Below are 25,726 nucleotides of genomic sequence, written 5' to 3' on the forward strand. Positions count from 1 at the left end.
TTTCTTTCAGATTGTTCTTTTAGTATTTTGGCTTCCGCTTGAAACCTCTGTTTTAAGTAAAAAAATAGACGTCCAACACAAACATTGAACGTCTATTTCCATCTAAAATATTCGCATTTCCACACTTTCTACAAGCTTGAAATGGTCGTAAAAGCAACAAATTTCAAGAGGTTTTTTAGCAGGTACGGCGCTGTATCAACGCTACACACTCCACATGATATGTATGAGAAAACATGTCAATCGGCTGAATTTCTTTGGTTTTATATCCCAACTCTTCTAATAAGGCTAAATCTCTAGCTAAAGAGGATGGATTGCAAGATACGTACACGATACGCTCAGCTTGCATAGCTGCAAAGGTCTCCAATACTAGTTTATCGCATCCTGCTCTGGGAGGATCAACGACAATGACTTGCGGACGGATACCTTCTTTAAACATTTTGGGCATGCTATCTACCGCATCTCCAACACTAAATTCTACATTGGAAACTTGATTCATCTGCGCATTATGCTGAGCATCACGAATAGCAGGTGCAACAATTTCGATTCCATATACTTTTTTGGCATGACGCGCTAAAAACAATGTAATGGTTCCAGTACCGCAGTAGGCGTCAATTACTATTTCTTCTCCAGAAAGCCCCGCATATTCTACAGCTTTATTGTACAGCACTTCTGCCTGCTTCGTGTTGACTTGAAAGAAGGATCGAGCTGAGATATGAAAAGTAAATTCGCCTAATGTATCTGTAATATAACTTTCTCCCCACAAGGTTTTCGTCTGATTTCCTAATATAACATTCGTCTTATTGCTATTTATATTTTGCATGACACTAACCAACTTGGGCACTCTTTGACGCAAGTGGGCAATGATACGCTCTTTGTGAGGCAAATCAGCTGTTGCTGTTACTAAAACTACCATAACTTCATCAGTAGCTGTACCTACTCGCCCTAATACATGACGCATAATGCCCCGACCCGTACGTTCATCGTAAGTACTAATGCCAAGCTCTGTTACAATCTCTTGCAAAGCTTGAGCAACTAGATTATTAGCCTCATGCTGAATAAAACAGTGCTCCGTATTAATTATGTTATGAGTGCCTTGTGCAAAGCAGCCTACTGCAACCTTTCCGTTGACTGAACCAATGGGAAACTGCATTTTGTTTCGATAATACCAAGAATCTTCAGCTCCTATCGTAGGATGAATAATTACATCATTTATTTTTCCAATGCGAGTCACTGCATCAATCACAGTTTGCCTTTTCAAAATAAGTTGTTCATTATAAGCAATGTGCTGCAATTGACAGCCACCGCAGTCATAATAAATAGTGCAGCGCGGCTGACAGCGCGCAGCTATCGGTTCTAAAATTGCTTTTAACTTGCCTTTTGCATAACTTTTTTTCACTTCTGTAATTGTAACTTCTACCCGTTCACCCGGTAAACCATGAGGTACAAAAACAGTAAACCCTTCATATTTTCCTACACCTTCTCCACTATGTCCCAAACTAACAATATCCAAGACATATGTATTATTTTTTACAATCGGTTTTTCTTCTTTTACCATCTTAATTCACCTTTCCATTACATCAAGAGTATTTAGCAAGTTTTTTATCCAGAAATAAAGAGTGCCGAGTAAGGCACCCTATCAATAAGACATCATTAATGTTTTGTATCAGCTGCAGCTTTACTTAATGTAATAAAGCTATCGGTATATTCTTTCAACTTTTGAGCTACTAAATAATGAATACTGCCAGGTGGATAAGTTCCATCTACACGGCATTCACCAGCTGGTACATCCGTTAATAATTCTATGCCTTCGTCAATTGTCTTCACCGCGTATATGTGAAATTGCCCCTGTTTCACTGCTTCAATGACTTCATCATTGAGTACTAATTCATCTATATTCTGGTACGGAATCATAACCCCCTGCTCACCTGTCAAGCCTTTCATTTTACAAATGCTAAAAAATCCTTCAATCTTCTCTGTTACCCCTCCAATGGGCTGGACTTCACCTTTTTGATTAACCGACCCTGTAACAGCAATCGATTGTTTAATCGGAACACTTGCTAAACTAGACAATAACGCATACAGCTCTGTACTAGAAGCACTATCGCCATCAATGCCGCCGTAAAGTTGCTCAAAAGTTAAACTTGCCGTAAGAACCAAAGGATATTTTTGTGCATATTTTTGTCCTATATAGCCACTTAAAATCAGTACACCTTTAGTATGACTTGTACCGCTCATCTTGGTTTCGCGCTCAATATTTACAATACCGCTCTTTCCCATATAAGTATTAGCAGTGATACGAGAAGGTTTTCCAAACATATACTCTCCAACTGCCATAACAGCTAAACCGTTCACTTGCCCAATTTTTTTATCCTGCGTATCAATCATGAGTTTACCATCAGCAATCATTTCCTGCAAGTGTTCTTCATATTTATTGCTGCGATATTTTTTTTCTTCTATCGCTTGCTTGACATGTTCTCCTGTGACAATATCATTCTGATTCATGGTAGCCCAAATATCTGCTTCACATAATATTTTTACCACTTCACTAAAGCGAGTGGTTAATTTTTTCTGACTGCCTGCTAATCGACAAGAATATTCTACCACTCTAGCTACTGCAGAACGATCAAAATGCTTTAATTTTTTAGTCTCAATTGCGGAACTGATAAACTTAGCCATTTTTTGTACATTATCTAAATTGCTATCCATTTGCGTGTCAAAATCAGCATGGATTTTAAATAATTTACAAAAATCCTCGTCATAGTTGTACATTAAATAATATAAATAGGGGTTACCAATTAAAACTACTTTTACATTAACGGGAACAGGCTGAGGTTTTAATGAAGCCATCGCCATCATCCCATATTGTTCACTCAGATTTTCTACATATAATTTTTGTGTTTTCAAAATCCGTTTCAACGCTTCCCATGCACCGATGTTTGTTAAAACATCCCGTACATTCAAAATAAGGTAACCTCCATTGGCCTTATGCAAGGCTCCTGCCTTAATCATAGTAAAGTCGGTGCTTACCATACCCATACGTGTTTCATATTCTACCCTGCCCACTAAATTATAATAGGTAGGGTTAGCTTCTACAATGACCGGAGCACCTTTTAACTCACGATTATCCACTAATAAATTAACCTTATACTTATCTCGAATAGACTCTTGAGTGTTCTTTTTTAAAAAGGCAAGAGGATTACTATGATCATCATCACTGTTGTTCTTAAAATCATTAATGTTTTTTACAACATCATCTTTTACAGCTTCTAAATATTCTACGACAGCGCTATAATCTTGGTATTTTTGCCGTATTTCATCAATCATGCTGCCAGCAGCAAACAAACCTACCTTACCATCCAATTTCCGGATTTCTTCCCGCATTTCTCTTTCCAGTTCCTGCATGCGCCTTACCACTTCCATGGCTTTTTCATGAACAGCTAATATTTTTTTCTCAGTAGCTTCTCTTTCTTCTTTTTCTAGACTTTGAAACTCCTCAGGCGTTAGCGTCTTTCCATCCTTCATAGGCATGCCAACAAAACCAGTCGTTGACCATTGTGGCAGTATTCCATTCTCACTGGCCTTTTCATTAAAAGAGTCAATGATCAGCGTACGTCTTTCTTGAAATGATTTTATGGTATTATTTTTAGCACTTTCATAATCATCGCTGCTAAAAACCTTTCCAACTTCAGTCTTAATATCTTCGATTAAATCTTCTATATCCTGACAAAATACATGACCCATGCCTGCTGGCAATAATAATGCGATAGGTTGACTGCTATTTTTAAAATTATTCACATAACACCAGTCTCCTGGACGTTCCTGTTCTTTAGCAACTTTAGCAACAGCCGCTTTCGCATAAGTGATTTTTCCTGTTCCCACCAGACCAGAGATAAAGATGTTATATCCTTGATTTTTTGCAAACAAACCAAATTCTACCGCTTTAACAGCACGTTTTTGTCCAATCATTACATCAAGAGGAGATATACTCGCTGTAGTTTCAAAATGAAACAAATTTTCATCACAAGTAAAACGAAGTTTATTTACTGGCAGCTCAGGATATTTGGTCATCATATCTGCTCCCTTTTTCTACATTTTAAAGATATACTTCGACTATTTCCATAAAAACCCCTTTTACATTCTCAATTTTGTCTTTCATCTTCGAGCAGGTTACTCGTTTTCTTCATTCCACAAAACAGATTGATAACCACATTGTACACATATGTCAAAAAATTTCTGAGGTTCGTGGCATGCAGCATTAATCATGGACTTTGTAGCACCAGAACTATGGACCCACATCAGTTCACGATCCGTTTTAAATTCTCCGATTATACCTGATAGAGGACCATTCGCATACATACCTGCGGGAGGAATCTGACTTGCACCGAAACTTTTTATATTACCACAGTTTTGACATTTTGGCATACCTTCATCTCCTTTTATACAAATGATATCCCTAAAAACAACATAATAACTTTAGATGTATTCAGCACCGAATGGGCAGCAATTGAACTAACAAGCGAGCCGGTCTTATAGTAAAGATAGGACAAGCCCACTCCAACCAGAATCATCTCACTAAGCCAATACAAATTAAAATGCATAAGTGCGAAAATAAAGGAACTTGCAATCGCCCCTCCCCAAAATCCCCATTTATCTTTCATGGGTAAAAACGTAAACAATCGATATAGTATTTCTTCTGTCAAAGGTGCTAATGCCCCAGCTAGGAATAAAGGAGAGGCTAAATCACGCCATGAAATGGCTTTTTCAACTTGGGCAACTAAAGGATGCTGACTAGGTGTGAGAAAAAGAACTGTTGTATATATTCTTTCACTAAAAATGCTCAAGCCTAGCAATATAAAACCAACAACGATTCCATAGAATAAATTTCTGTTAAAATGCTGAAAGGTTAGTCCTAGCGCTTTGAAGTTGCCATTATGCCTTCGGACTACTAAACAAACTAGCGCTAATACCACCAAACGGTCAGTCACTTCTATGACAAAAGGTGTCGCCACAAAAATCATCGGATATAAAATTCGTACTAAGAATAAACCTACCAGTAGTCGCAATACATGAATTGAAAAAACATCCTTGAGATTCCAAGGTACTCTGTTTTCTAGCATAATACTACCTCTTAAATTAGAAAGACATATCAATACCATTATGCACGTCCAAATCATCTTTCATGCTTGGAAATTTTTAAACAAAAAATAGCTTCCCTGCCTTGGTATCGGCAGAAAAGCTATTTTTCACTCTATGACATTATAATCTTTCACGCAGTAATGTATTTACCATATCCGGATTCGCTCGTCCCTTTGTTTGCTTCATAATTTGTCCGACTAAGAATCCTATGGCCTTGTCTTTACCCGCTTTAAAATCAGCTACAGATTGAGGGTTTGCTGCGATTACACTTTCTACAATGGCAACAATCTCACTGCTATCAGAAATTTGCACCAGTCCTTTTTCTTTGACAATCACTTCTGCATCTTTGCGGCTGGTCCACATTTCTTCAAATACGGCCTTGGCTATTTTATTAGAAATTATACCCTTTTCAATTAAAGCAAGCAGTTCTGTCAATTGCTTCGGTGAAACAGGGCAGTCCAAAATTGTTATGCCTTCACTATTTAAATGTTTAGATACTTCTCCCATTAACCAATTGGCTACTACTTTTGCATCTCCATTATTTTGCACACTTTGATCAAAATAATCAGCAACTGCTTTACTAGACGTGATAATGCCAGCATCATATTCTGATAATCCGTGATCATTCATTAGGCGCTGCCTGCGAGCATCAGGCAGTTCTGGCAAATTGGCACGAATTTCGGCCACTCTAGCTGGGTCAACCACAATTGGCACCAAATCAGGCTCTGGCAGGTACCGATAATCATGGGCCTGCTCTTTACTACGCATAGAAGCAGTGATCCCTTTATTTTCATCCCAAGTACGTGTCTCTTGGATCACTCTTCCCCCCTCGTCAAGTATATCTTCCTGACGAATCACTTCATACTCTATACCACGCTGTACAGAACGGAAAGAATTGAGATTTTTAATTTCCGCTTTTGTACCAAGGGCAGCTTGTCCATGTGGGCGCAGGGAAATATTGGCATCGCAGCGCAAACTGCCTTCTTCCATTTTGCAGTCCGATACGTCTAAGTATTCCAAAATAGCCTTTACTTTTTCCAAATACGCTCTGGCTTCTTCAGCGGAGCGAATATCTGGTTCAGAAACAATCTCTAATAATGGTACTCCTGTACGATTATAATCGACTAATGCAGAATCCGAACTGCTGATCGTAGCACCTGAATGCACTAGTTTTCCAGCATCTTCTTCCATATGTATACGAGTAATATTAATACGTTTGGTTTCTCCATTTACCTCAATATCTAAATGCCCATTTACAGCAATGGGTAAGTCATATTGAGAGGTTTGGAAGTTTTTCGGCAAATCAGGATAATAATAATTCTTACGATCGAACTTACTAAACGGCAAGATTTCACAATTAAGAGCCAATCCTGCCTTCACAGCAAATTCTACAACCTTTTCATTAATAACAGGCAAAACCCCAGGGAGTCCCAAACATACCGGGCAAACATTGGTGTTTTGCTCTGAGCCAAATTTTGTACTGCAGCCACAGAAAATCTTTGAATTGGTCTTTAACTCTGTATGAATTTCTAATCCTATTACTATTTCATAATCCATCGATTAAACCTCCCCTAGGGTTGCAAACCCCTTGTGGTAATCATTATTCTGCTCAAATGTATAGGCAGCACGAATGATCGTTTCCTCTCCCAGAGGTTTGCCGATGATTTGCATACCGATAGGCATGCCAGCAGCAAAACCGCATGGAATGGAAATAGCCGGTACTCCAGACAAGTTTACAGGAATTGTACACACATCCTGCAAGTACATAGCAAGAGGATCATTCGTCTTTTCACCCAATTTAAAAGCAGTCGTAGGTGCCGTCGGTGTAATCAATACGTCCACTTGCTCAAACGCCTTGTCAAAATCCTGTTTAACCAAAGTGCGAACTTTCAAGGCTTTTAAGTAATAGGCATCATAGTAACCAGAACTTAGCGCATATGTACCAAGCATTATACGTCGTTTTACTTCTGCGCCAAAGGCTTCACTGCGAGTTTTCTTATACATATCAATAATATCATTGCCTTCTACTCGATGACCAAAACTCACGCCATCATAACGAGCCAAATTAGAACTTGCCTCAGCCGGAGCAATCATATAGTAAGCTGATAAAGCATATTCCGTATGCGGCATAGATATTTCTTTATATTCCGCACCTAAGGCTACTAATTGTTCAATAGCTTTATTAATGGCTCTTTCTACTTCAGTATCCATCCCAGCAACAAAATACTCTTTTGGAAGACCAATTTTCAAACCTTTAATATTATTTACCAATGATTTTGTATAATCAGGCACTCCAGTATTAATCGAAGTCGAATCTTTGGCATCATAACCGGAAATGATATTCATCACGTGAGCACTGTCCGTAACATCACGGGTAATTGGTCCAATTTGGTCAAGAGAAGAAGCATATGCCACCAGGCCGTAACGAGATACACGACCATAAGTAGGCTTTAGTCCAACTACACCACAATAGGCTGCTGGCTGACGGATCGAACCACCTGTATCTGACCCCAACGCCCAAATTGCTTCTCCTGCTGCAACCGCGGCCGCAGAACCACCACTGGAACCACCTGGAACAGTTTCCAGATTCCAAGGATTATGAGTAGGAAAAAATCCTGAGTTTTCTGTAGAACCGCCCATAGCAAACTCATCCATGTTAGCTTTACCAACAATAACAGCGTCTTCTGCTGCCAATTTCTCAGCAACGGTTGCATCATAGGGAGGCACAAAAGTTGCTAGTATCTTTGAAGCACAAGTTGTTTTTATTCCTTTAGTGCATATATTATCTTTCAAAGCTCCTGGAATACCAGCAAGCACAGAAACCTTCTCACCGCGCTGAATTTTACTATCCACTGCCTGAGCCTGAGCCAAAGCAGTCTCACTCGTTCGGGTAATGTAGGCTTGTACATCTTTATCGACAGAATCAACCCGCCCTAGCACAGCCTTTGTTAATTCTACAGCGGATATTTCTTTTTCTATTATTTTTTCATGCAACTGACTTGCTGTATGTTTAAATAACTCCATGCTTATCCTCCTTATCCTTCCATGATCTTGGGAACTTTAAAATAACCATCTTCCTGTTCAGGTGCATTTGACAACGCTAATTCCCTAGACAGCGATGGCTTTGTTTCATCTGCCCGCATTACATTTTTTAGCGGCAACACATGAGCAGTAGGCTGTACATTATCAACATTTAGCTTATTTAAAACATCTGCATATTCTAAAATAGCGTCCATTTGTCCAGTAAATGTTTCAAGCTCACTCTCGGAAAACTCCAGTCGTGACAATAAAGCAACATTTGCTACATCTTTACATGTAATCTTCACAATCTCACCATCCAAACTTAGTATTGTTAGGAAATTTCATAATAAACTATATTATACCATGTTTAAGAGAAATTCAAAAATAAAACATTTTAAGTCACGAAGATGCGAGGATTATATTTTTCACTTACAGATAAAGATTGCTGCAGCGCAGATCGGGCGTTGCAGCAATCTTTATCTTTCTCAATCATGTATATTCACTATTTTGCCTTCACTACAACTAATGATTTTAGGATTATGATCGATCTTGACTCGCAAATTGACTTTTCCGCCCCAAAGATCAACAATATATTTGACGGTTTCCTGGGCATAGTTTAATTCCAATTCTCGGTGATCACAAACATGCTCTAATAGTAAGGTACCATCTTCCACCCCTACAGGTCTAATAATTGGTATACTCCCTAATCCAACTGCATTAGCCAAATTATCTCGTACGGTTTTCCAGCCTTCTTCATTTGCAACTTCTGTTACAACGATATCATCGCCTTGCACACTATAAGAGAACAAATGCAGTTTCTCACACAACTCCTGGTTTAAATAACGGCGTATAAAAGACTGATCCCGATCCTCAGACCGTATGGCCATAATCTTCTCTCGCCCCCCAGGCTGCTGATCCAAATATTCAAACATCTTAAAGCCCAGAAAATAAGGATTAATCTGACCTTGATGAGGCCGTATCACCAAATGATGGCGTTGTAAAAATTCCAAGTGAAGTCCCTGTGGCAGCTCAAGCTGATTTAAAATTTGATAGTGCCAGTAGCTGGCCCATCCTTCATTCATAATCTTAGTTTCCAATTGGGGAATGAAGTACATGGTCTCTTCCCGTACGATATGAATTAAATCACGTTCCCATTCAGCCAGCTTTCCTTTCTCCGCCAGAAAAGCTAATAAATCATCTTTTAGCCGTTCTGGAACGGTTCCTTCCTCTTCCTCAGAAATTTTCTTTCTTTCGCCATGCCTGCACGTTTGAAATTTAAGTCCGTGTGCGGCATCCAAAATACGCTCTACCTTATCCGGACCGATGCTGGGATCTTGTATATATTCTCTGACACGGTTCGCATGAGCCTTAAACATTTCCATCTCCAGATTTGCCCTTGTATCCCGTTTAAATAAACGATTATTCTTAAAAAAATCATTATGCCCGTATACGTGGGCCATGGTCAAAATATGAATGAGCAAGGTATTATCCCGCATTAAATAAGCAATGCAAGGATCGGAGTTAATCACCATTTCATAAGGTAATCCAACAAGGTTGTATTTATAAAATGTTTTTTGCCTTTCATAGGCCTTACCAAAGCTCCAGTGAGGATAATGGGAAGGCATACCTACGTATGCCTCATAACACAACATATCTTCATAACTGCATATTTCAAAATGCTGTTCATAACAATCTAATCCTGCATCCCATACTAACTTTTCAATTTTATCATTCCAATATTCTAATTCATCTAAGCTATAGGCTGCCATCAGCTGTTACCTCCGGATTCCGTATCTAAGATCTTCTTAAATGCCGGCCAAATATCTGTTTTATCTCCCATCATAACCATAATAAAATTCTCCAAGTGTATTTGTTTTTCATATTCTTTGCTAATAGCACTCCCATACATGCTACTGGTTGTTATTTCTCCATACCCAAATAAATTGCTGATCGTACAAAGCTGATTTACTAAAGCAACAGCTTTAGCATTATCTTCACCCCAATTATCACCATCTGAACAGTGAAAGATATAAATATTCCAGATGGCTGGATTGTAACGCTGTTCAATAATTTCTAACGCTTTTTCATACCCACTGCTGATATAGGTTCCTCCAGTCTCGCCTCGATGGAAGAACTCTTGTTCATTCACTTCTTGAGCCGTGGTCGTATGAGCGATAAATGCTACCTCAACATGTTCATACTTCCAGCGCACAAATTGGTACAGCAAAAAATAAAAACTGCGCGCTAAATATTTCTTGGTTTGATCCATCGATCCAGATGTATCCATGATGCAAATTACTACCGCATTGGAATGCCTGCGGGTATCTTCTTTTATGCGGCAATAGCGCAAGTCATTTTCATGAAAAGGTATACGTTCCGGAGATTCGTTTTCCTCACTATCACATTTATCCCGCTGCGCCATTTTTTGACGTTTAATTTTTTCTGACAACGTTCTTTTCTTATTTAAATGGGGTGGAATCCCTTTGCGCTGAAAGCTTGAGCGCTTAAATTTGCGTTCTGACTCGATTTGCGCGAACTTTTTCCTTTCCATATCCGGTAATTGTAAATCATCAAAAAGATAACTAGTAAGTTCCTCTATGGTTATTTCTGTCTCGTAAACATCTTCACCGGGATTATTACCAGCTTGCCCCTGTCCTGGCTGCTGCCCTGGCTGACCATTCGTCTTGCCAATAACCTGCCCCTTTGCTTCCTGCCCTTCCCCAGAACCTGTGCCACCGGCATTCTTTCCGTAAATGAATTGATATTCTTTAATTCCTCTGATGGGAATTTTTATTTTTTTATCCTTACTTTGCCCAATAATACTTTCCTCGGCAATAATATCACCTAAATTCTTTTTTATGCTTTCTTCCACTAGTTGACGATGTCTTTTGCGGTCCCATGCCGAACGATCTGAACTATTCGTATTTCCATCCTTAAAGATAGCCACTACTTGTCATCTCCCTCCTACCAACCCCTTAGTCCTTCCAAAGATTATTGGCCGCATATTTCAAGATGACATTACAACAATGGTCACAATAACCATTCGCCTTTAATTCCTCACCCATAACATTATATTTGGTATCTTGTTCTTTATCCCGTACTCTCGCCTTCGTAATGATACGTGAAATTTCTTTAACGGCTACCGTTAACTTCTTTTCAATGGCTTCCTTTAAGGGTTCATAGCACTGGTAATCAATTTTGCCGCCATTACGCAAGACGGAGAACATATAAGCAGTCACGTCCTGACGAAAACCAGGTGCCGCAGTACTATAGATACCAACCTGTTCTTCGATTGACTGAAGAAACTTAAGATCAGGTTCCAGCTCTTCGCCCGTATTCTTATCTTTTATCTTAGTTGAATTAGCGAAAGCCTCCGCATGATCCAAATAGTTATTAAATAAGCTTTCCGCCTGTTCACTATATCCATGTATAAAGGCTCGCGTAATTTCTTTCTCTAAAATCTTATGATACTCTTTTTTAATGGTATCTTGTAAAAAAACTAAATATCGTTTTTTATCGTCTTCAGCAATGGCCAATTCTTTTACTGCCTTCGTTAACGTATCTAAAATACTAATTGGGTTAATACAATTATTTTCTGATTCCGATAGGGCAACATCTACAGCCTTCATAATGAAGCGAGTTGAAATTCCCGTCATACCTTCTCGCTGCGCTTCATCCCTGAGCTCAAAAATATCGATTTTCTTCGTAGAACCTTTTTCCACGATTTCCTCGCCATTATATAGTTTCAATTTTGTTAATGGGTCTACTTTGGCTGACGGGCTCAATCGAGTTAAAATGGCAAACATGGATGCCATTTCAATCGTATGAGGTGCAATATGAGCATCAAAACTGCTGCTTCTTAAAATTTTCTGATAAATCTTTACTTCTTCATCCAGCTCCAGGCAATAGGGAACTTCCACTTTAACAATTCTGTCTAAAATCGCTTCATTCGTATGATCAGATTTAAATTTATTCCATTCCGCTTCATTCGAGTGAGCTAAAATGATGCCATCAAAATAAATCATAGAGCCCTTGCCTGGCGACGGTATGGACTTTTCTTGAGTCGCAGTAATCATCGTATGCAAATATTCCACATCATTCTTAAAGACTTCAATAAACTCAACCAATCCCCGATTTCCTACATTGAAAGCTCCGTTTAATGACAATACTCTAGGATCATCTTCAGGATATAAATCCATTTTAGAAATATCAACAGACCCAATCAACACGGAAGTATCTTGATTATTGGGGTCAACTGGAGGTACTGTACCTATCCCTTTACGGGACCGAATGGAAAATTCTGCATTTTCTACAGGAAAGCGTTCAAACTCACCATGGTATTCATTTTTTAAACGATAGCGGCAGACAGGGCAAAGATCACCTTCAATTTTTACACCTAACAGCTCTTCAAATTTGGGACGAAGGTGTTTCGGAATCAAGTGAAGCGGCTCTTCCCGCATTGGACAATCTTTTATGATATAAATAGAATGGCTCATTTCCAGCATTCGTTTCAAAGCTTCCATTATAGAAGACTTGCCCGCACCGACAGGCCCAACAAAATAAAGAACTTGCCTAGATTCTTCTCCTTTCATCGCTGCAGAATGAAAATAACGCATAATTTTCATCAGTGTCTTATCGATGCCATAAAAATCATTTTTAAAATATGTGTAGCGCTTTAATAAATCATTGCCATAAATTCGTTTTAAACGAGGATGCTCTTCCGTTTTTACTATTTCTACGCCAGCAGCAATCAGCAAATCATACATGCGTTGATGCGACAGCATGACGACCTTAGGATTTTCCTTAATGATTGCCAGATAATCAAGAAGCACACCATCAAACTGTCGATGCGTCTTTGCTTCCCGGTCTTGTTGTATAAGACTTGCAAAGTCAAAACTTTTCATAAAATTGCCCCTCCCCTTAATTTACAAGCGTACTCTCGGAGAAAAACCATATATAGCCGTAAACTAGCAAATGAGCATAAAGTGTGGGTTAAGTAGCAGGTTGAAGCCTTAGTTATGTGCTCATCTTTCCGTCTTAAATGGCACTTTCCGAGAGACTATCCTGCAGTAGTAAAAGATATTTAGAAACAATTTCTTAGAGGCTTTCGAATAGATGAAATCTATATTATAGATATGCAATTCCTTGCAAACATTATTACTATAGAATTATTTAGCATAAGGGTTCTTTAACCTCTTACCTACTGATTATTATTGTATAATCATGAAAAAGGTCAACAAAAAGCACCTAACTCCTTCTGTAACAAGGTTTCAGGTGTTTGCTATCACTAATATGCTGCTTTCAAACAATGTTAGCTGCGATTTCATCATAGGGAGATATTCTTATTATGGATATCGTTGAACTCATTCACATTTCCAATTTCCCTTCATAAAATGCCCACTCATCGATGGATTCCCCAGAAGGAACCGTAATAAAATCCTTCGTATCCCAAGGTCCTTTTACAATCTTTTCAATAAAAGAGATCTCCCCCTCTATGATCTGATGGGTTAATCCCAGCAACTCTGCTATCTGATGTGATCTTTGCAAAAAAAATGTTTCTCTCTCACTGCCTGTTCGGATAAATAGTACCCGTCGATAGCTGCTATACATTCTGCTAAAAACAGCGATCGCTTTTCTTTCGCCATATTTTTGATAAATGCGATCATATTCTGATAATATGGCTCGTTCACCATTCATCCAGCCGCCTGACAAATACAAAGTGCCTTTCTCTTCTGAACGAAATGTTTCATAAGATGCTGTGGAACCTAAAAGCAGGGGAATACAATCATGCACTTTGGGTATTGTCAACTGAAAGCCAGCAGCTTTCAAATTCCTAGCTGCTCCACCGCATAATCCAAAGGCTAGGATCACTCTAGAATACCCTGATAAACCATTAAGAAGATGTTGCAGCTCTTCACCTAGTTTTTCTGGATGCAGATGCAATCCCATGGAAATAAACTCGAAATCAATATCACAACCTGATGCTGCTCTTACTAATTCTTCTTTCATAACTTCACAGGCAATAATTTTTATCGTCATACGATCAACTCCATGCTGCGCTCCTTATACTAATTCATTTTATAAGAAAGCAAACTCATTCTATACAATTGAGTTATACCGAACTAAATTCCAAACATTTAGCAAATAAGCGATCGAAGTGATCCACTGTTGCCAGCTCAATCACATGAATCTCTTTCACCGCTTCGGCCATCTTGCCTCTGACGAATTGATTCAATAAAAACGCCTGCCCACCAGATTTCGAAGTATTGCCTAAAAATTGAATTTTATTGCGGAAACTTTGAGGCAAAAGCCCGATATGAATCAAACTATCAGGATTGAGATGATAACCAAAAGAACCAGCAATAAATACACGATCAACCTCTTGTCCTGCCACACCCTGACTCGTTAACAAAGCTTCAATACCAGCTCGAATAGCCCCTTTGGCCAGTTGAACCTGCCGAATATCCTTTTGCAAAAGATAGACATTTTCGCCTAATGAAAATACGGTTTTCTCCTCGCGTTTGACCAAATGCTCCGCCAAGTGCTCTGGTAGATTACCATCCTTAAGCTTGCCATTCTTACCAATTATGTCATGGGCAACGAGTTCACCTACAATATCAATAAGACCGCTGCCGCATATTCCAATTGCCTCCCCATCACCAATTGTGTTCATTTTCAGTCCTTCATCAGTAATGGTAAAAGCTTCAATCGCACCAGCCGCTGCCCGCATACCACAGGCAATATTCATTCCCTCAAAAGCCGGACCAGCCGCCGTAGATGTAACAGACAGACTACCGTCTTTACTCAGTACCATTTCACCATTGGTACCAATATCAATAAAAAGGCTGATGCCAGCAAGCTCCGTAAGTTGGGCTGCCAAAATACCGGAAGTAATATCTGGTCCTACATAGGCTGAAATAATAGGCGGCAGATAAATGCCAGCCAAAGGAGAAGCTTGCAGACCATGGTCAGCAGCATGAACCTGCTCATGTCCATATAACGCTGGCAAATAAGGGTACTTCCCTAGGCTGGCGGGGTTCACTCGAGTCGCCAGATGCAGCATGCAGGTATTGCCGCTAAACACGATTTCATAGACATGGTGACGATTAATTCCTGCCCGATCCGCAGCTTCAATCAGCAGGTGATTTAATTCATTGATCAAAGCAAAATACATCGTATCCAGTCCCTCGGGAGTGGATGCATATTTTATGCGGGAAAGAACATCCTGGGCATAACGGCTCTGAGGATTCAAAGCGGATACTGTAGCAAGCTCCTGACCGGAGTGAATATCAAACAAAGCGAGCACCACCGTAGTTGTTCCAATATCCACCACTGCTCCATAATTTTCTTTAGCCGTATTTCCCTCCTCTGTCCCTAATAGAATCTTGCCTGCCATTACTTTTGTCTTATCGGTTTGATTGTCATATTCTTTGTGGATAGGGCTTGCTAATTCCACCACAAGGTTCTGTCCATTACTTACAATTTGCAGGCTTTCATTGTCAAGCCGCTCTAGGGGTTCTACTTCTACATCATCCTGCACATCTGTACAGCAAGCCAAGACAATTCCCTGAGAATTTTCTATATCAGAAAGTCCGCAATTCCCTTTTACTGCGATTTTATTGGCAAAATCGCCAGTTATTTTCACCTTGCATTTACCGCAGGTTCCATTCCCGTTGCAAGGTGAATCAATCATAACCCCCGCCATACGTGCCGCTGCCAGTACTGTTGTCCCAGCTATTACGTCTACTTCTTTATCATTGCTCTTAAAATGCACTACCGGCATACTTCATTTCTCCTTCACAGCACCAGACATCGCTTTTATATTATCCAAAGGGGTTGAGGTGCTCAAACCGCAAGCTGGTGCAATAATATCAATGCCTTCTCGCAGTAAATGCCTAGTGTTATTGACTACTTTCTCCGGAGTCGCCATCTCTAGCAAATAGGTGCTAACATTCCCCATGGTAATCAACTTGGGAAACTCCTCTTTGAGCTTCCGCAAATTCACCATGGCGTCCGTACTAATGGCATCAGCCTTCAATTCTGGTAAAGCATGTTTTACCGCATTTATATTTCCGCAAATATGTACAATGACAGGTACGCCTTGAGAATGAATCGCCTCAACAATCTTGTTGATATATACCAGAGGATATTCACAGAACATGCGAGGTCCTAAGATTTCTCCAGTAGCTGTCGGATCAGCAATGGAGATAACATCCGCACCATTGTCAATCATTAATGCAGCATAAGCAATTAAAAAGTCACTTACATATTCCATTACTTTATGGGCAGCTAGCTGATTGCGGCGTAAATCCTTCAAAAAAATCATGGGATCAACAATAGAAGCCGCTGTACTGACCGGTCCGGTCAGATTGCCAATGACCGGAATATCAGGAAATCGCCTCGCCACATTATAGGTCGCCTGCATTACCGTATTAACCCGTCCTGTTTGGAGCATAACAGCAAATTCGTGGAAATCTACAGCCGATGACGATGAAAAAACTTCTTGCGTAATTTTAGGCTCACACTTCATGCTGCCATAATCAACATCGCTGCCCAGTACCTCAGGCTCAACAGTCATACAAAAGGGAATACCTAAATTTTCAAAACCAGTGTTAGTAAAAACATCGACAGCCAATTCAGCCATTAATTTATCATCACTATGAGCGATAGGCAGAACATGGCCGCCTCGGTTCATAACGTCCACAATAGCCGCATTCATCATGCCACCAGGGCAAATGATCGGCGGTCTATCTGTCTTTTCTTTATGCAATACTTTCAATAAACGTTCCTTTGGTGTAAAATTGCTCATTCAAATCACCCTCTTCTTGCTCTGTCACCATCAGGCCACACCGTCCGTCAGCTGCCGGGCCAAACGTACGGCTGTTGCTGCATTCACGGCGTAACTATCTGCACCGATTTTATCAGCAAAAGCTTGTGAGACAGGCGCACCACCGACCATGACTTTAAACTGCTCCCTAATATCTTGTTGGCGCAGTAAGCGGATTACTTCCGCCAGCCCATCCATCGTTGTTGTCATTAGCGTGGAAATAGCAATAATTTTAGCATCCTGTTCTTTCGCTGCATCAATAAATTTCTGTGGTGAAATATCCCGCCCGAGATCAATGATCTCATAACCGGAGGTTTCTAATAAAATTTTCACCAGATTTTTACCAATATCGTGAGTATCACCTTCAATAACGCCAATAACAACTTTAACTTTTTCCTCTGCAGCTCCTTCTTTCGCTTTAAGATGAGGTTTTAGAACTCCAAGTCCGGCATACATAGCATCCGAACACATTAGCAATTCAGGAATAAAATATTCTTCCTCTTCAAACAGCCGTCCTGCCACTTCCATACCAGCAGAAAGCCCTTTTTCAATCGCTTCATAGGCATCAATACCTTCCGCTACGATAATTTGGGCTAACTCTACTGCTTTTTCTTCATCCATGTCTACCACAGCATCAGCTAACTGTTTGAGTAATTCTTCTTTATTATTTGCCATACTATCCTTCTCCTTTGCTTACACATTCTATTTATATTTTTCAGCTAAAATTGCTTAATCGTAGAGGGTATCTGCCAAATTCCCGGGCTGCCTGAAATAGAGCCTGTATATTTTCCACTGGAGCCCCCATCGGCAACCCGCACCCTAAAGACAATATATAACCTTTGGGATTATCGTAACCTTTAGCCAAACACTCTTTAGCATCCTGCCGTACATCTTTTGGAGTTCCCAGATACATGGTTGCTGTCGGTTTGACATTACCAAACAGGGTAACCTCTTCACCAACTGCCTTTTTGGCAGCAGCCAAATCAATCGTATCGTCCAAGCTCAATATACCGGCACCAGTGGCGACCATATCTTGCCAGATCTTCGTAGTATTGCCGCAAATATGCAGAGAAGGAGCACTGCCAGTTAATTGTCTAATCATCGCTACAAGCTCTCGTAAATAGGGAAAAGCAAACTCACGAAATTGTTTTGGACTGATTAGTGTCGGTGAAGCCGTGGGGTCAGCGATACTTACTTTAGCTCCCAGCTTAGCAACCTCTTTCACATAGGCAATTGTACTCTCTAACGAAAACTGCAATAGCCGATGGGCAAATTCTGGATTCCGATATAGCTCCCGCAAAAAATCCTCTGTTCCTCTTATATTAGCTGCTGTAGTAAAGGGGCCGGCTACATTACTAGTCACCGGAACAAAATCACCCAGACGGTCAACCAGAATTTGTAAAGCCCCTAAATGTATGGGCAGCCTCCCATCGAGCCACGGATTGGGGATTTTCAGTTGATCCAAATCTGCTGGCTGCTTCACCGCCACTTCCATAATATAAGGACTGTTCTCCTCTTTCGGATAATACACGATACTGCCTACTGCCTCAGCAATTCCCGGCAAACCTGGCCCAGCTGCCACTGCTTCAGCACCCAATATATTGTGAGCGGCAATTTGAGTCTGCGCTGTTTTCTCGCTTGAAAAATAGCATTCCCAATGAGGAATTCCTGCCACTTTCCCCGCCTGATTATGAATCACTACTCCACAAGGCACCCGATCATAGGGTCTTCCATTCAATACTGCTTCCAAACGTTCCTTCGGTGTCATTTCATCACGAAGACTCAAAATAGCCATTTCTCGCACCTCATTTCATCTTTTACCTGACATACTAAAAACAAAAAGGCAAAAACTGATTCTACACATCTAGAATCAATTCTTGCCTTCAGTTTCCTACTGATCGGTCACTATATACTATTTACATACTGCCATTTTGGCAACCTTGCATGGAAATAATAAAAAGCCTGCACAGAAATAACTCTGCCAGGCCTTCAGCTTTTTGCTAATCAGCTTGCTTTAATCACGCTATAAGATACATTTATCTTTATTTAACATGATATTAGCACGTATAAATTACGTTGTCAATGGCAATACAATTATATCATTGCATTTTCTTAATGGATCTTGACAGCAGAATTTGTCTGTAGTAGTATTAGCTCAATTACTTTTTCAAATAGAGAAATATCCTATTTTACATAGCTGATCGCAAAAAGCAGAAGGCTAAGTATATTGTTTCAACAATATACTTAGCCTTCTGCTTTTTGCTAAAATCTATAAGTTTCTTGGTGTTTTTTATGGTTCTCTGCGTCCTGAAGTATTAACGTTTTTCGAATCTTTACGACTCGACGCCCTTAAGTACTTGCCTGTATCTATCTTCATCCTAGCCAGGATAAATGGAATTGGAGTTCCGCAACAAAAATTCATATTAAACAAGCTGCATATCTTAAAGAGATTTGCTATGTAACTTGTTAATATAAAAACAGTAGGAGGACAACAACATGAGTGAAATTGTAAAGGTAATCTTGCAGCGCAGGAGCATTAGAAGCTTCAAACAAGAGCAGATTAAGGACAGTGAATTAGCGGTAATTCTCGAAGCAGGCCAATTTGCTCCCAGTGCCCGAAATGAACAATCCTGGCATTTTACTGTAATACAAAACAAGGCTTTGTTAGGCAAAATCAACGAAGTCATTCGGACAATCTTTTTAAATTCAGGAAACCCAGATTTTGCAGAACGAGCCAAAGCTGAAAATTTTAGTCCCTTTTACCATGCACCAACATTAATTATTGTTTCTGGTGATGAAAAAGCCATTGCTCCACAACATAACGGCAGTCTTGCATTAGGAAATTTATTTCTCACTGCCCATGCTTTGGATATCGGATCTGTTTGGATTCACTCTCTACGCTCTTTGTTTGATATTGAGGAAGGACGATCCTTAAATAAAGAATTAGGTATTCCTGAGGGCTATACAATCGTTGCTTCCGGAGCATTTGGCTACAATGCTGGCGAGATACCAACTCCTGCCCCGCGCAAAGAAGGTACAATAACGATTATTAAATAATAATACGATAGTAGTCATACCTTAAATAACTCATACTAAAAACTAGAGGCTAAATTCCATTATGAATGGAATTTAGCCTCTAGTTTTTTAAATATGTAGAAAAGATTTAGTTAAATACCATCCCCATCAATACCACGCAATTCATCTTCACTTAAGCGATTCAGGTCAAAAGGAGTTCCTTGATACACATAATAATTAAGCCAATTGGAAAACAGTAAATTGGCTGCACTGCGCCAACGCACAATTGGTGTTTTTTCAGGATCATCATTGGGATAATAATTGGCTGGAATGTTAATCGGCAACCCTTCTGCAACATCACGATCATATTCTGTTTTAAGAGTTAATGCATCATATTCAGCATGACCCGTAATAAATAAATGTCGGTAAGTTTTATCGATGATTGCATAAACCCCCGCCTCTTCTGACTCAGACAGGATAGATAATTGGGGCACTTTCTCCACATCTTCTCTTTTGATGTCGGTATGCCTGGAATGAGGAACATAAAACACTTCATCAAAGCCCCGAAATAACATTTTTTCTTTCATATTTACTGTGTGAGGAAACACACCAAATAATTTTTGAGGTAAGTCATGTTTAGGAATACCATAATAATGATACAAAGCAGCTTGAGCGCCCCAGCAAATATGTAAGGTAGAGTAGACATTCTTTCTACTCCAATCCATAATTTCACACAACTCACTCCAATAGACAACTTCCTCATAAGGCATTTTTTCCACTGGCGCGCCAGTGATGATCATGCCATCATACTTACGATCTTTTACGTCAGCAAAAGTTTCATAGAATTTAACGAGATGTTCATGAGGTGTATTTTTAGGTTCATAGGTTGCTGTGTAGATGAAATCAAATTCTACCTGCAGGGGTGAATTCCCCAATAACCGGAGTAATTGTGTCTCTGTAACAATTTTCGTCGGCATCAAATTTAATAGTAATATTCGAAGTGGACGTATATCTTGCGCATAGGCACGATCTTCATCCATTGTAAAAATATTTTCTTTCTCAAGAATATTTACAGCTGGCAAATTATTGGGGATTTTTATAGGCATATTCTTTGACTCCTTTTCACTTGAAAAATCATTAGAACAATTTACGTACTTTTATTCTAATGCAATTCTCCAATAAGTCCTAATATTCCTTTTCACTATTTTTAAATTATTCAACATTCCCAACCATTCTTAGAAAATCTTCTTCCTCTAGCACTTCTACCCCTAATTGCTGAGCCTTATCAAGCTTACTGCCTGCATCTGCACCAGCAACCACATAGTTCGTTTTTTTACTAACTGAGCCGGATACTTTACCACCTAATTTTTGAATCATCTCAGCTGCCTGATTGCGACTCATTTTTTCTAAGGTTCCTGTTAATACAAACGTTTTCCCTGAAAAAAGCTGATTTTCCGTAATTGTTTGTTTTTCTTCAATCATGTTTAAGCCAGCAGTTTCAAGCCTAGCAACCAGTTCCAAATTCTCTTCAGCAGCAAAATATGCAACGATGCTTTCTGCAATTTTATTGCCGACTTCATCCAGTTCCAGCAGCTCTTCTACTGAGGCTTGCTTTATATCCTCCATATTACCATAATGCTGTGCTACGATCCCGGCAGCTTTTACACCAACGTGACGAATGCCTAAAGCAAATAATAACCTGGACAATCCTGCCTGTTTGCTATTTTCAATCGCAGTCAGCAGATTTTCTGCTGACTTTTTACCCATTCGGGGTACTGTAAGGACTTGTTCCATTTCTAATTGATACAAATCTGCCACATCTTTAACAAGGCCAGTATCCACTAAGGCATTTAATACTGCTGGGCCCAAGCCATCAATATTCATTGCATCACGAGATACAAAATGAATCAAGCCTTCGCGAAAAAGTGCAGGACAGTGGGGGTTTGTACACTTGTGAGCAGACTCCCCCTCTTGCCTTATTACTTTGCCTTTGCATTCAGGACATTCCTCTGGCATAACAAAAGGGATCTCCCCTCCAGTGCGTTTTTCCATTACTACTGCAACAACTTTCGGAATGACTTCTCCTGCCTTATGAATAATTACCGTATCTCCAATACGAATATCTTTTTCTTCTATATAATCCTGATTATGTAAGGTCGCTCGGCTAACGGTGGAACCGGCTACTCTTACAGGGCGAAGAATTGCTGTTGGCGTCAAAACCCCCGTCCGGCCAAGCCCAACAAAAATATCTTCTACCACAGTAATCGCTTGTTCCGCAGGAAATTTATAAGCAATTGCCCATCTCGGATCTTTCGCTGTATAACCTAAGATTTGTTGACTGCTTAAATCATTTACCTTTATGACCATCCCGTCGATCTCGTAAGGAAGTTTATGACGCTTTTCAGCAAAACCCGTACAGTAGGCAATCACATCTTCAATCTGATGAAAGATCTTATAATGAGGGTTGGTTTTTAGTCCTAATTGATTGAGATATCCTAGCACTTGTCCATGTGTAGTTAATTCAATCCCTGTATAAGTACCAATGCCGTAGACAAAGACGTCTAAGGCTCGATTTGCTGTCACCTTAGGGTCAAGCTGGCGCAAGGATCCTGCAGCAGCATTACGCGGATTGGCTAGTAATGCTTCTCCTGCTTCTTCCCTTTCCTGATTTAATCGTCCAAACTCCTTACTAGGCATATATATTTCACCACGTACTTCTAGAAAAGAAGGAATCTCTCCATGATCACCACGCAGAATTAAGGGTATTGATTTAATGGTTCGTATATTCGTAGTCACATCTTCTCCCTGGGCACCATCACCCCGGGTAACACCACTCACTAAATGACCATTTTCATAGGTTAGATTAATTGCTAATCCATCAATCTTTAGTTCTACTACATATTCAATATCCTGCTCTTCTCCCAGACCACTTTGCACTCGATTATGAAAAGCTAGTAATTCATCTGCAGAAAAGCAGTTTCCTAAACTGCGCATGGGGGTAGCGTGATTTACACGTTTAAAACCACCTGCAACCATGCCACCCACTCGCTGGGTAGGAGAATCCGCCGTGATCAACTGGGGACAGGATGATTCCAGCTCAATTAAACTGCGCATTAACAAATCAAATTTCAGGTCCTCCATTTCAGGATCATCAAGAACATAGTAACGATAGTTATGATAATGGAGTTGTTCACGCAACTGGATGATTTTGTTTTGAATTTCCTGTAGATCATCTAGCTTTTTTTCCACGGCTTTGATCACTCCCAAATTAGAATCAGGAAAGCTGCAGCATAAACTGCAGCATAAACTGCAGCTTTCTTGTATTGTCTTAAAGTATAATTGCTTTAACAAACAGCCTACTGCTTATCATTTTTTCTATTACACTTTGGTAATCGGTGCCATATTCGCAACGACAAGTTTGATGCCAAGACCAGGAAACGCAATTTTAAGTTCCTGGCTGTCTCCGCTCCCCTTCACCTCAATTACAGTACCAACTCCCCACTTTGTATGCTGAGCCTTGTCAGCGACTTTCCAAGCACCACTGCTTTGCTCTTTTTGAGGATGAGCTTTTATAATAGGAGCTCGCAGGGGACTTTGCACAACGGAAGAGGTCGAAGCAGGCGGATTGATGGTCGCCTTACTTCCATTACTAGCAAAACCATAATGGTTTTGCCTGCCTGAATATTTTTCCACCATGGCACTCGGAATTTCACTCAAGAACCGGGATAAAGGAAACATTTGCGTCCTGCCATAAATAGTGCGCATGCGGGCATTAGTCATGTATAATTTGCGGCGGGCTCTTGTAATACCAACATAGCAAATGCGCCGTTCTTCTTCAATTTCTTCTTCGTTCATTAATGTGCGTGAATGAGGGAAAAGCCCTTCTTCCATGCCAGCCATAAAAACAACTGGAAATTCCAATCCTTTTGCAGAATGCAGCGTCATAAGTGTAACACGGGCTTCTGATATTTCTGCGTTATCAATGTCAGCAACCAAAGCAACCTGCTCTAAGAACCGTTCTAAGGTTTCTTCCCCGTCACCCTTGGCAAATTCCTTCGCAACACTTAAAAACTCTTTTAAGTTGTCTAGGCGATTTTCATCTTGCAGATCTGTACTCTTTTGCAATTCATCAACATAACCAGAGTCATGCATTACTTTATTAACTAATTCTACAACAGACAAAGAATGTACTTGAGACATTAAGTTAAAAATCAATTCTGCTAAAAACTCTAACGGAGCTTTTGCTCTTGCCGTAAGACCTGGTACCAATTCAGGGTTACTCACTACATCAAATAAAGTCATATTATTCTCTGCCGCATAAGCAGTTAAGCGGCTAATCGTAGTATCTCCTAATCCCCTTCTGGGTACGTTGATAATTCGCAAAAGACTGACACTATCTGCCGGATTAAAAATAACACGCAAATAAGCTAAGATATCTTTGATTTCCTTACGGTCATAGAATTTTAAGCCGCCTACAATCACATAAGGAATACCAGCCTGCATGAAAGCTTCTTCAATCGCTCTAGATTGAGTGTTGGTACGATATAGTATTGCTACGTCACCATAAGATGTACGATACACTGTATTCAACTTAGTAATAGTATCCCCAATGAATTGCGCTTCATCCTTTTCATGGTGAGCTAGATAGTGAGTAATCAACTCACCTTGAGGATTTTGCGTCCATAATTCCTTCGGCTTACGAGAACTATTGTGCTCAATTACAGCATTAGCAGCATCTAAAATCACTTGTGTTGAACGATAATTTTGCTCTAAGGTAATCATCTTGGCTTCTGGATAATCTTTTTCAAAATCTAAAATATTTCGAATATCCGCTCCCCGCCAGCCATAGATACTCTGATCTGCATCACCTACAACACAAAGATTACGATGCTTATCCGCCAGCATACCTGCCAACAGATATTGGGCTCTGTTTGTATCTTGATATTCATCAATCATAATATAGTGAAATTTACGTTGGTATTTTGCTAAAACCTCTTCATTATTCTGTAAAAGTCTCACCGACAGCATAAGCAGATCATCAAAATCCAATGCATTGTTAGCACGTAATTTCTGTTGATATAACTGATAAATCTCTGCTATTTTTTGTTCGTGAAAATTACTGGATAAGGATGCAAACTGCTGTTCATCTTGCAAAGCATTTTTAGCATTGGATATGGCAGCTAGAACGCTGCTTGGCTGAAATTGCTTATCATCCAGATTTAATTGTTTTAAGCAGCTCTTAACGAGAGACTGGGTATCGGATGTGTCATAAATTACAAAGTTGCTTTTATAACCAGCCATGCCGCCAATTTCTATACGTAAAAATTTTGCACAAAACGCATGAAATGTACTAAGCCAAATATCTTTAGATTGAGCACCAACCATCATATGCACGCGCTCTTTCATTTCTGCAGCAGCTTTATTTGTAAAGGTAATAGCTAAAATATTATAAGGTGCTACACCTTGTTCCAAAAGATAGGCAATACGACAAGTTAATACTTTGGTTTTACCAGATCCTGCACCCGCCATAATGAGTAGTGGTCCATTGGTATGTAAAACTGCTTCCCTTTGCATGGGATTTAAGCCAGCGATAATTTTTTGCATAGTTTCCTCCGTAATAACACAACTTTTAAGATTCTAATAACCTTAATTAATTCGGCAAAAGTACAATAGTTCCTGTTAATCCAAAAAAAATAGATTATAAAGAACATTTTAAGCTCTTTTATA

At 39.7% G+C, this 25,726-nt stretch carries 19 protein-coding genes; 1 reads left to right on the forward strand and 18 read right to left on the reverse strand.

Features of this window, described 5'->3' with window-relative positions:
• Window positions 1–175: 175 nt before the first annotated feature.
• The 15 genes from rlmD to BMZ99_RS11330 form a co-directional block, all read right to left on the reverse strand.
• Window positions 176–1,555: a 23S rRNA (uracil(1939)-C(5))-methyltransferase RlmD gene (rlmD, locus tag BMZ99_RS11260; protein ID WP_090936851.1), complete on the reverse strand. Its 1,380-nt coding sequence runs from the start codon at window positions 1,553–1,555 to the stop codon at window positions 176–178.
• A gap of 95 nt (window positions 1,556–1,650) precedes the next feature.
• A complete protein-coding gene (locus tag BMZ99_RS11265) occupies window positions 1,651–4,071 on the reverse strand; it encodes a Lon protease family protein (RefSeq protein WP_090936854.1) in 2,421 nt (806 codons plus the stop codon).
• 96 nt (window positions 4,072–4,167) lie between these two features.
• Entirely contained in the window at window positions 4,168–4,422 is a 255-nt protein-coding gene (locus tag BMZ99_RS11270) for a hypothetical protein (protein ID WP_090936856.1), read from the reverse strand.
• A 14-nt stretch (window positions 4,423–4,436) separates the two neighbouring features.
• A complete protein-coding gene (locus BMZ99_RS11275; protein ID WP_090936859.1) occupies window positions 4,437–5,117 on the reverse strand; it encodes a CPBP family intramembrane glutamic endopeptidase in 681 nt (226 codons plus the stop codon).
• 139 nt (window positions 5,118–5,256) lie between these two features.
• On the reverse strand, window positions 5,257–6,693 hold the full coding sequence (gene gatB, locus BMZ99_RS11280) for an Asp-tRNA(Asn)/Glu-tRNA(Gln) amidotransferase subunit GatB (RefSeq protein ID WP_090936862.1): 1,437 nt from the start codon (window positions 6,691–6,693) through the stop codon (window positions 5,257–5,259).
• 3 nt (window positions 6,694–6,696) lie between these two features.
• Complete coding sequence (gatA, locus tag BMZ99_RS11285) at window positions 6,697–8,160, reverse strand: Asp-tRNA(Asn)/Glu-tRNA(Gln) amidotransferase subunit GatA (RefSeq protein WP_090936864.1); 1,464 nt, start codon at window positions 8,158–8,160, stop codon at window positions 6,697–6,699.
• 11 nt (window positions 8,161–8,171) lie between these two features.
• Window positions 8,172–8,462 (reverse strand): Asp-tRNA(Asn)/Glu-tRNA(Gln) amidotransferase subunit GatC, encoded by a 291-nt coding sequence (gene gatC / locus BMZ99_RS11290; RefSeq protein WP_090936867.1) that lies wholly within the window; start codon window positions 8,460–8,462, stop codon window positions 8,172–8,174.
• A gap of 180 nt (window positions 8,463–8,642) precedes the next feature.
• Window positions 8,643–9,926 carry a SpoVR family protein gene (locus BMZ99_RS11295; RefSeq protein ID WP_090936871.1) on the reverse strand — a complete coding sequence of 428 codons (1,284 nt, stop codon included), beginning with the start codon at window positions 9,924–9,926 and terminating at the stop codon, window positions 8,643–8,645.
• A complete protein-coding gene (yhbH, locus tag BMZ99_RS11300) occupies window positions 9,926–11,104 on the reverse strand; it encodes a sporulation protein YhbH (protein ID WP_090936874.1) in 1,179 nt (392 codons plus the stop codon). The genes BMZ99_RS11295 and yhbH overlap by 1 nt, the downstream gene beginning before the upstream one ends.
• A 28-nt stretch (window positions 11,105–11,132) precedes the next feature.
• Entirely contained in the window at window positions 11,133–13,061 is a 1,929-nt protein-coding gene (locus BMZ99_RS11305) for a PrkA family serine protein kinase (protein ID WP_090936877.1), read from the reverse strand.
• A gap of 463 nt (window positions 13,062–13,524) precedes the next feature.
• Window positions 13,525–14,196 carry a DUF1638 domain-containing protein gene (locus BMZ99_RS11310; RefSeq protein WP_090936880.1) on the reverse strand — a complete coding sequence of 224 codons (672 nt, stop codon included), beginning with the start codon at window positions 14,194–14,196 and terminating at the stop codon, window positions 13,525–13,527.
• Window positions 14,197–14,269: 73 nt separating this feature from the next.
• Window positions 14,270–15,940, reverse strand: coding sequence for an ASKHA domain-containing protein (locus tag BMZ99_RS11315; protein WP_090936883.1), 1,671 nt, complete (start codon window positions 15,938–15,940; stop codon window positions 14,270–14,272).
• A gap of 3 nt (window positions 15,941–15,943) precedes the next feature.
• Complete coding sequence (locus BMZ99_RS11320) at window positions 15,944–16,966, reverse strand: uroporphyrinogen decarboxylase family protein (RefSeq protein WP_090936886.1); 1,023 nt, start codon at window positions 16,964–16,966, stop codon at window positions 15,944–15,946.
• A 30-nt stretch (window positions 16,967–16,996) separates the two neighbouring features.
• Window positions 16,997–17,659 (reverse strand): corrinoid protein, encoded by a 663-nt coding sequence (locus BMZ99_RS11325; protein WP_090936889.1) that lies wholly within the window; start codon window positions 17,657–17,659, stop codon window positions 16,997–16,999.
• Window positions 17,660–17,699: 40 nt separating this feature from the next.
• On the reverse strand, window positions 17,700–18,779 hold the full coding sequence (locus BMZ99_RS11330; protein WP_090936892.1) for a uroporphyrinogen decarboxylase family protein: 1,080 nt from the start codon (window positions 18,777–18,779) through the stop codon (window positions 17,700–17,702).
• Window positions 18,780–19,480: 701 nt separating this feature from the next.
• On the opposite strand from BMZ99_RS11330, the gene BMZ99_RS11335 reads away from it, so the two are divergent.
• Window positions 19,481–20,041, forward strand: a complete 561-nt coding sequence (locus BMZ99_RS11335) for a nitroreductase family protein (protein WP_090936894.1) — start codon at window positions 19,481–19,483, stop codon at window positions 20,039–20,041.
• 110 nt (window positions 20,042–20,151) lie between these two features.
• Here BMZ99_RS11335 and metA read toward each other — a convergent pair whose 3' ends face one another.
• From metA to pcrA, 3 genes are all read right to left on the reverse strand, one after another.
• Window positions 20,152–21,105, reverse strand: a complete 954-nt coding sequence (gene metA / locus BMZ99_RS11340; protein WP_090936897.1) for a homoserine O-acetyltransferase MetA — start codon at window positions 21,103–21,105, stop codon at window positions 20,152–20,154.
• 106 nt (window positions 21,106–21,211) lie between these two features.
• Window positions 21,212–23,248 (reverse strand): NAD-dependent DNA ligase LigA, encoded by a 2,037-nt coding sequence (gene ligA / locus BMZ99_RS11345; RefSeq protein ID WP_090936900.1) that lies wholly within the window; start codon window positions 23,246–23,248, stop codon window positions 21,212–21,214.
• Window positions 23,249–23,377: 129 nt separating this feature from the next.
• A complete protein-coding gene (gene pcrA, locus BMZ99_RS11350; RefSeq protein ID WP_090936903.1) occupies window positions 23,378–25,603 on the reverse strand; it encodes a DNA helicase PcrA in 2,226 nt (741 codons plus the stop codon).
• Window positions 25,604–25,726: the final 123 nt, after the last annotated feature.

The sequence above is a fragment of the Pelosinus propionicus DSM 13327 genome (genome assembly GCF_900114615.1).
In the GTDB taxonomy this organism is placed as follows: Bacteria; Bacillota; Negativicutes; order DSM-13327; family DSM-13327; genus Pelosinus; species Pelosinus propionicus.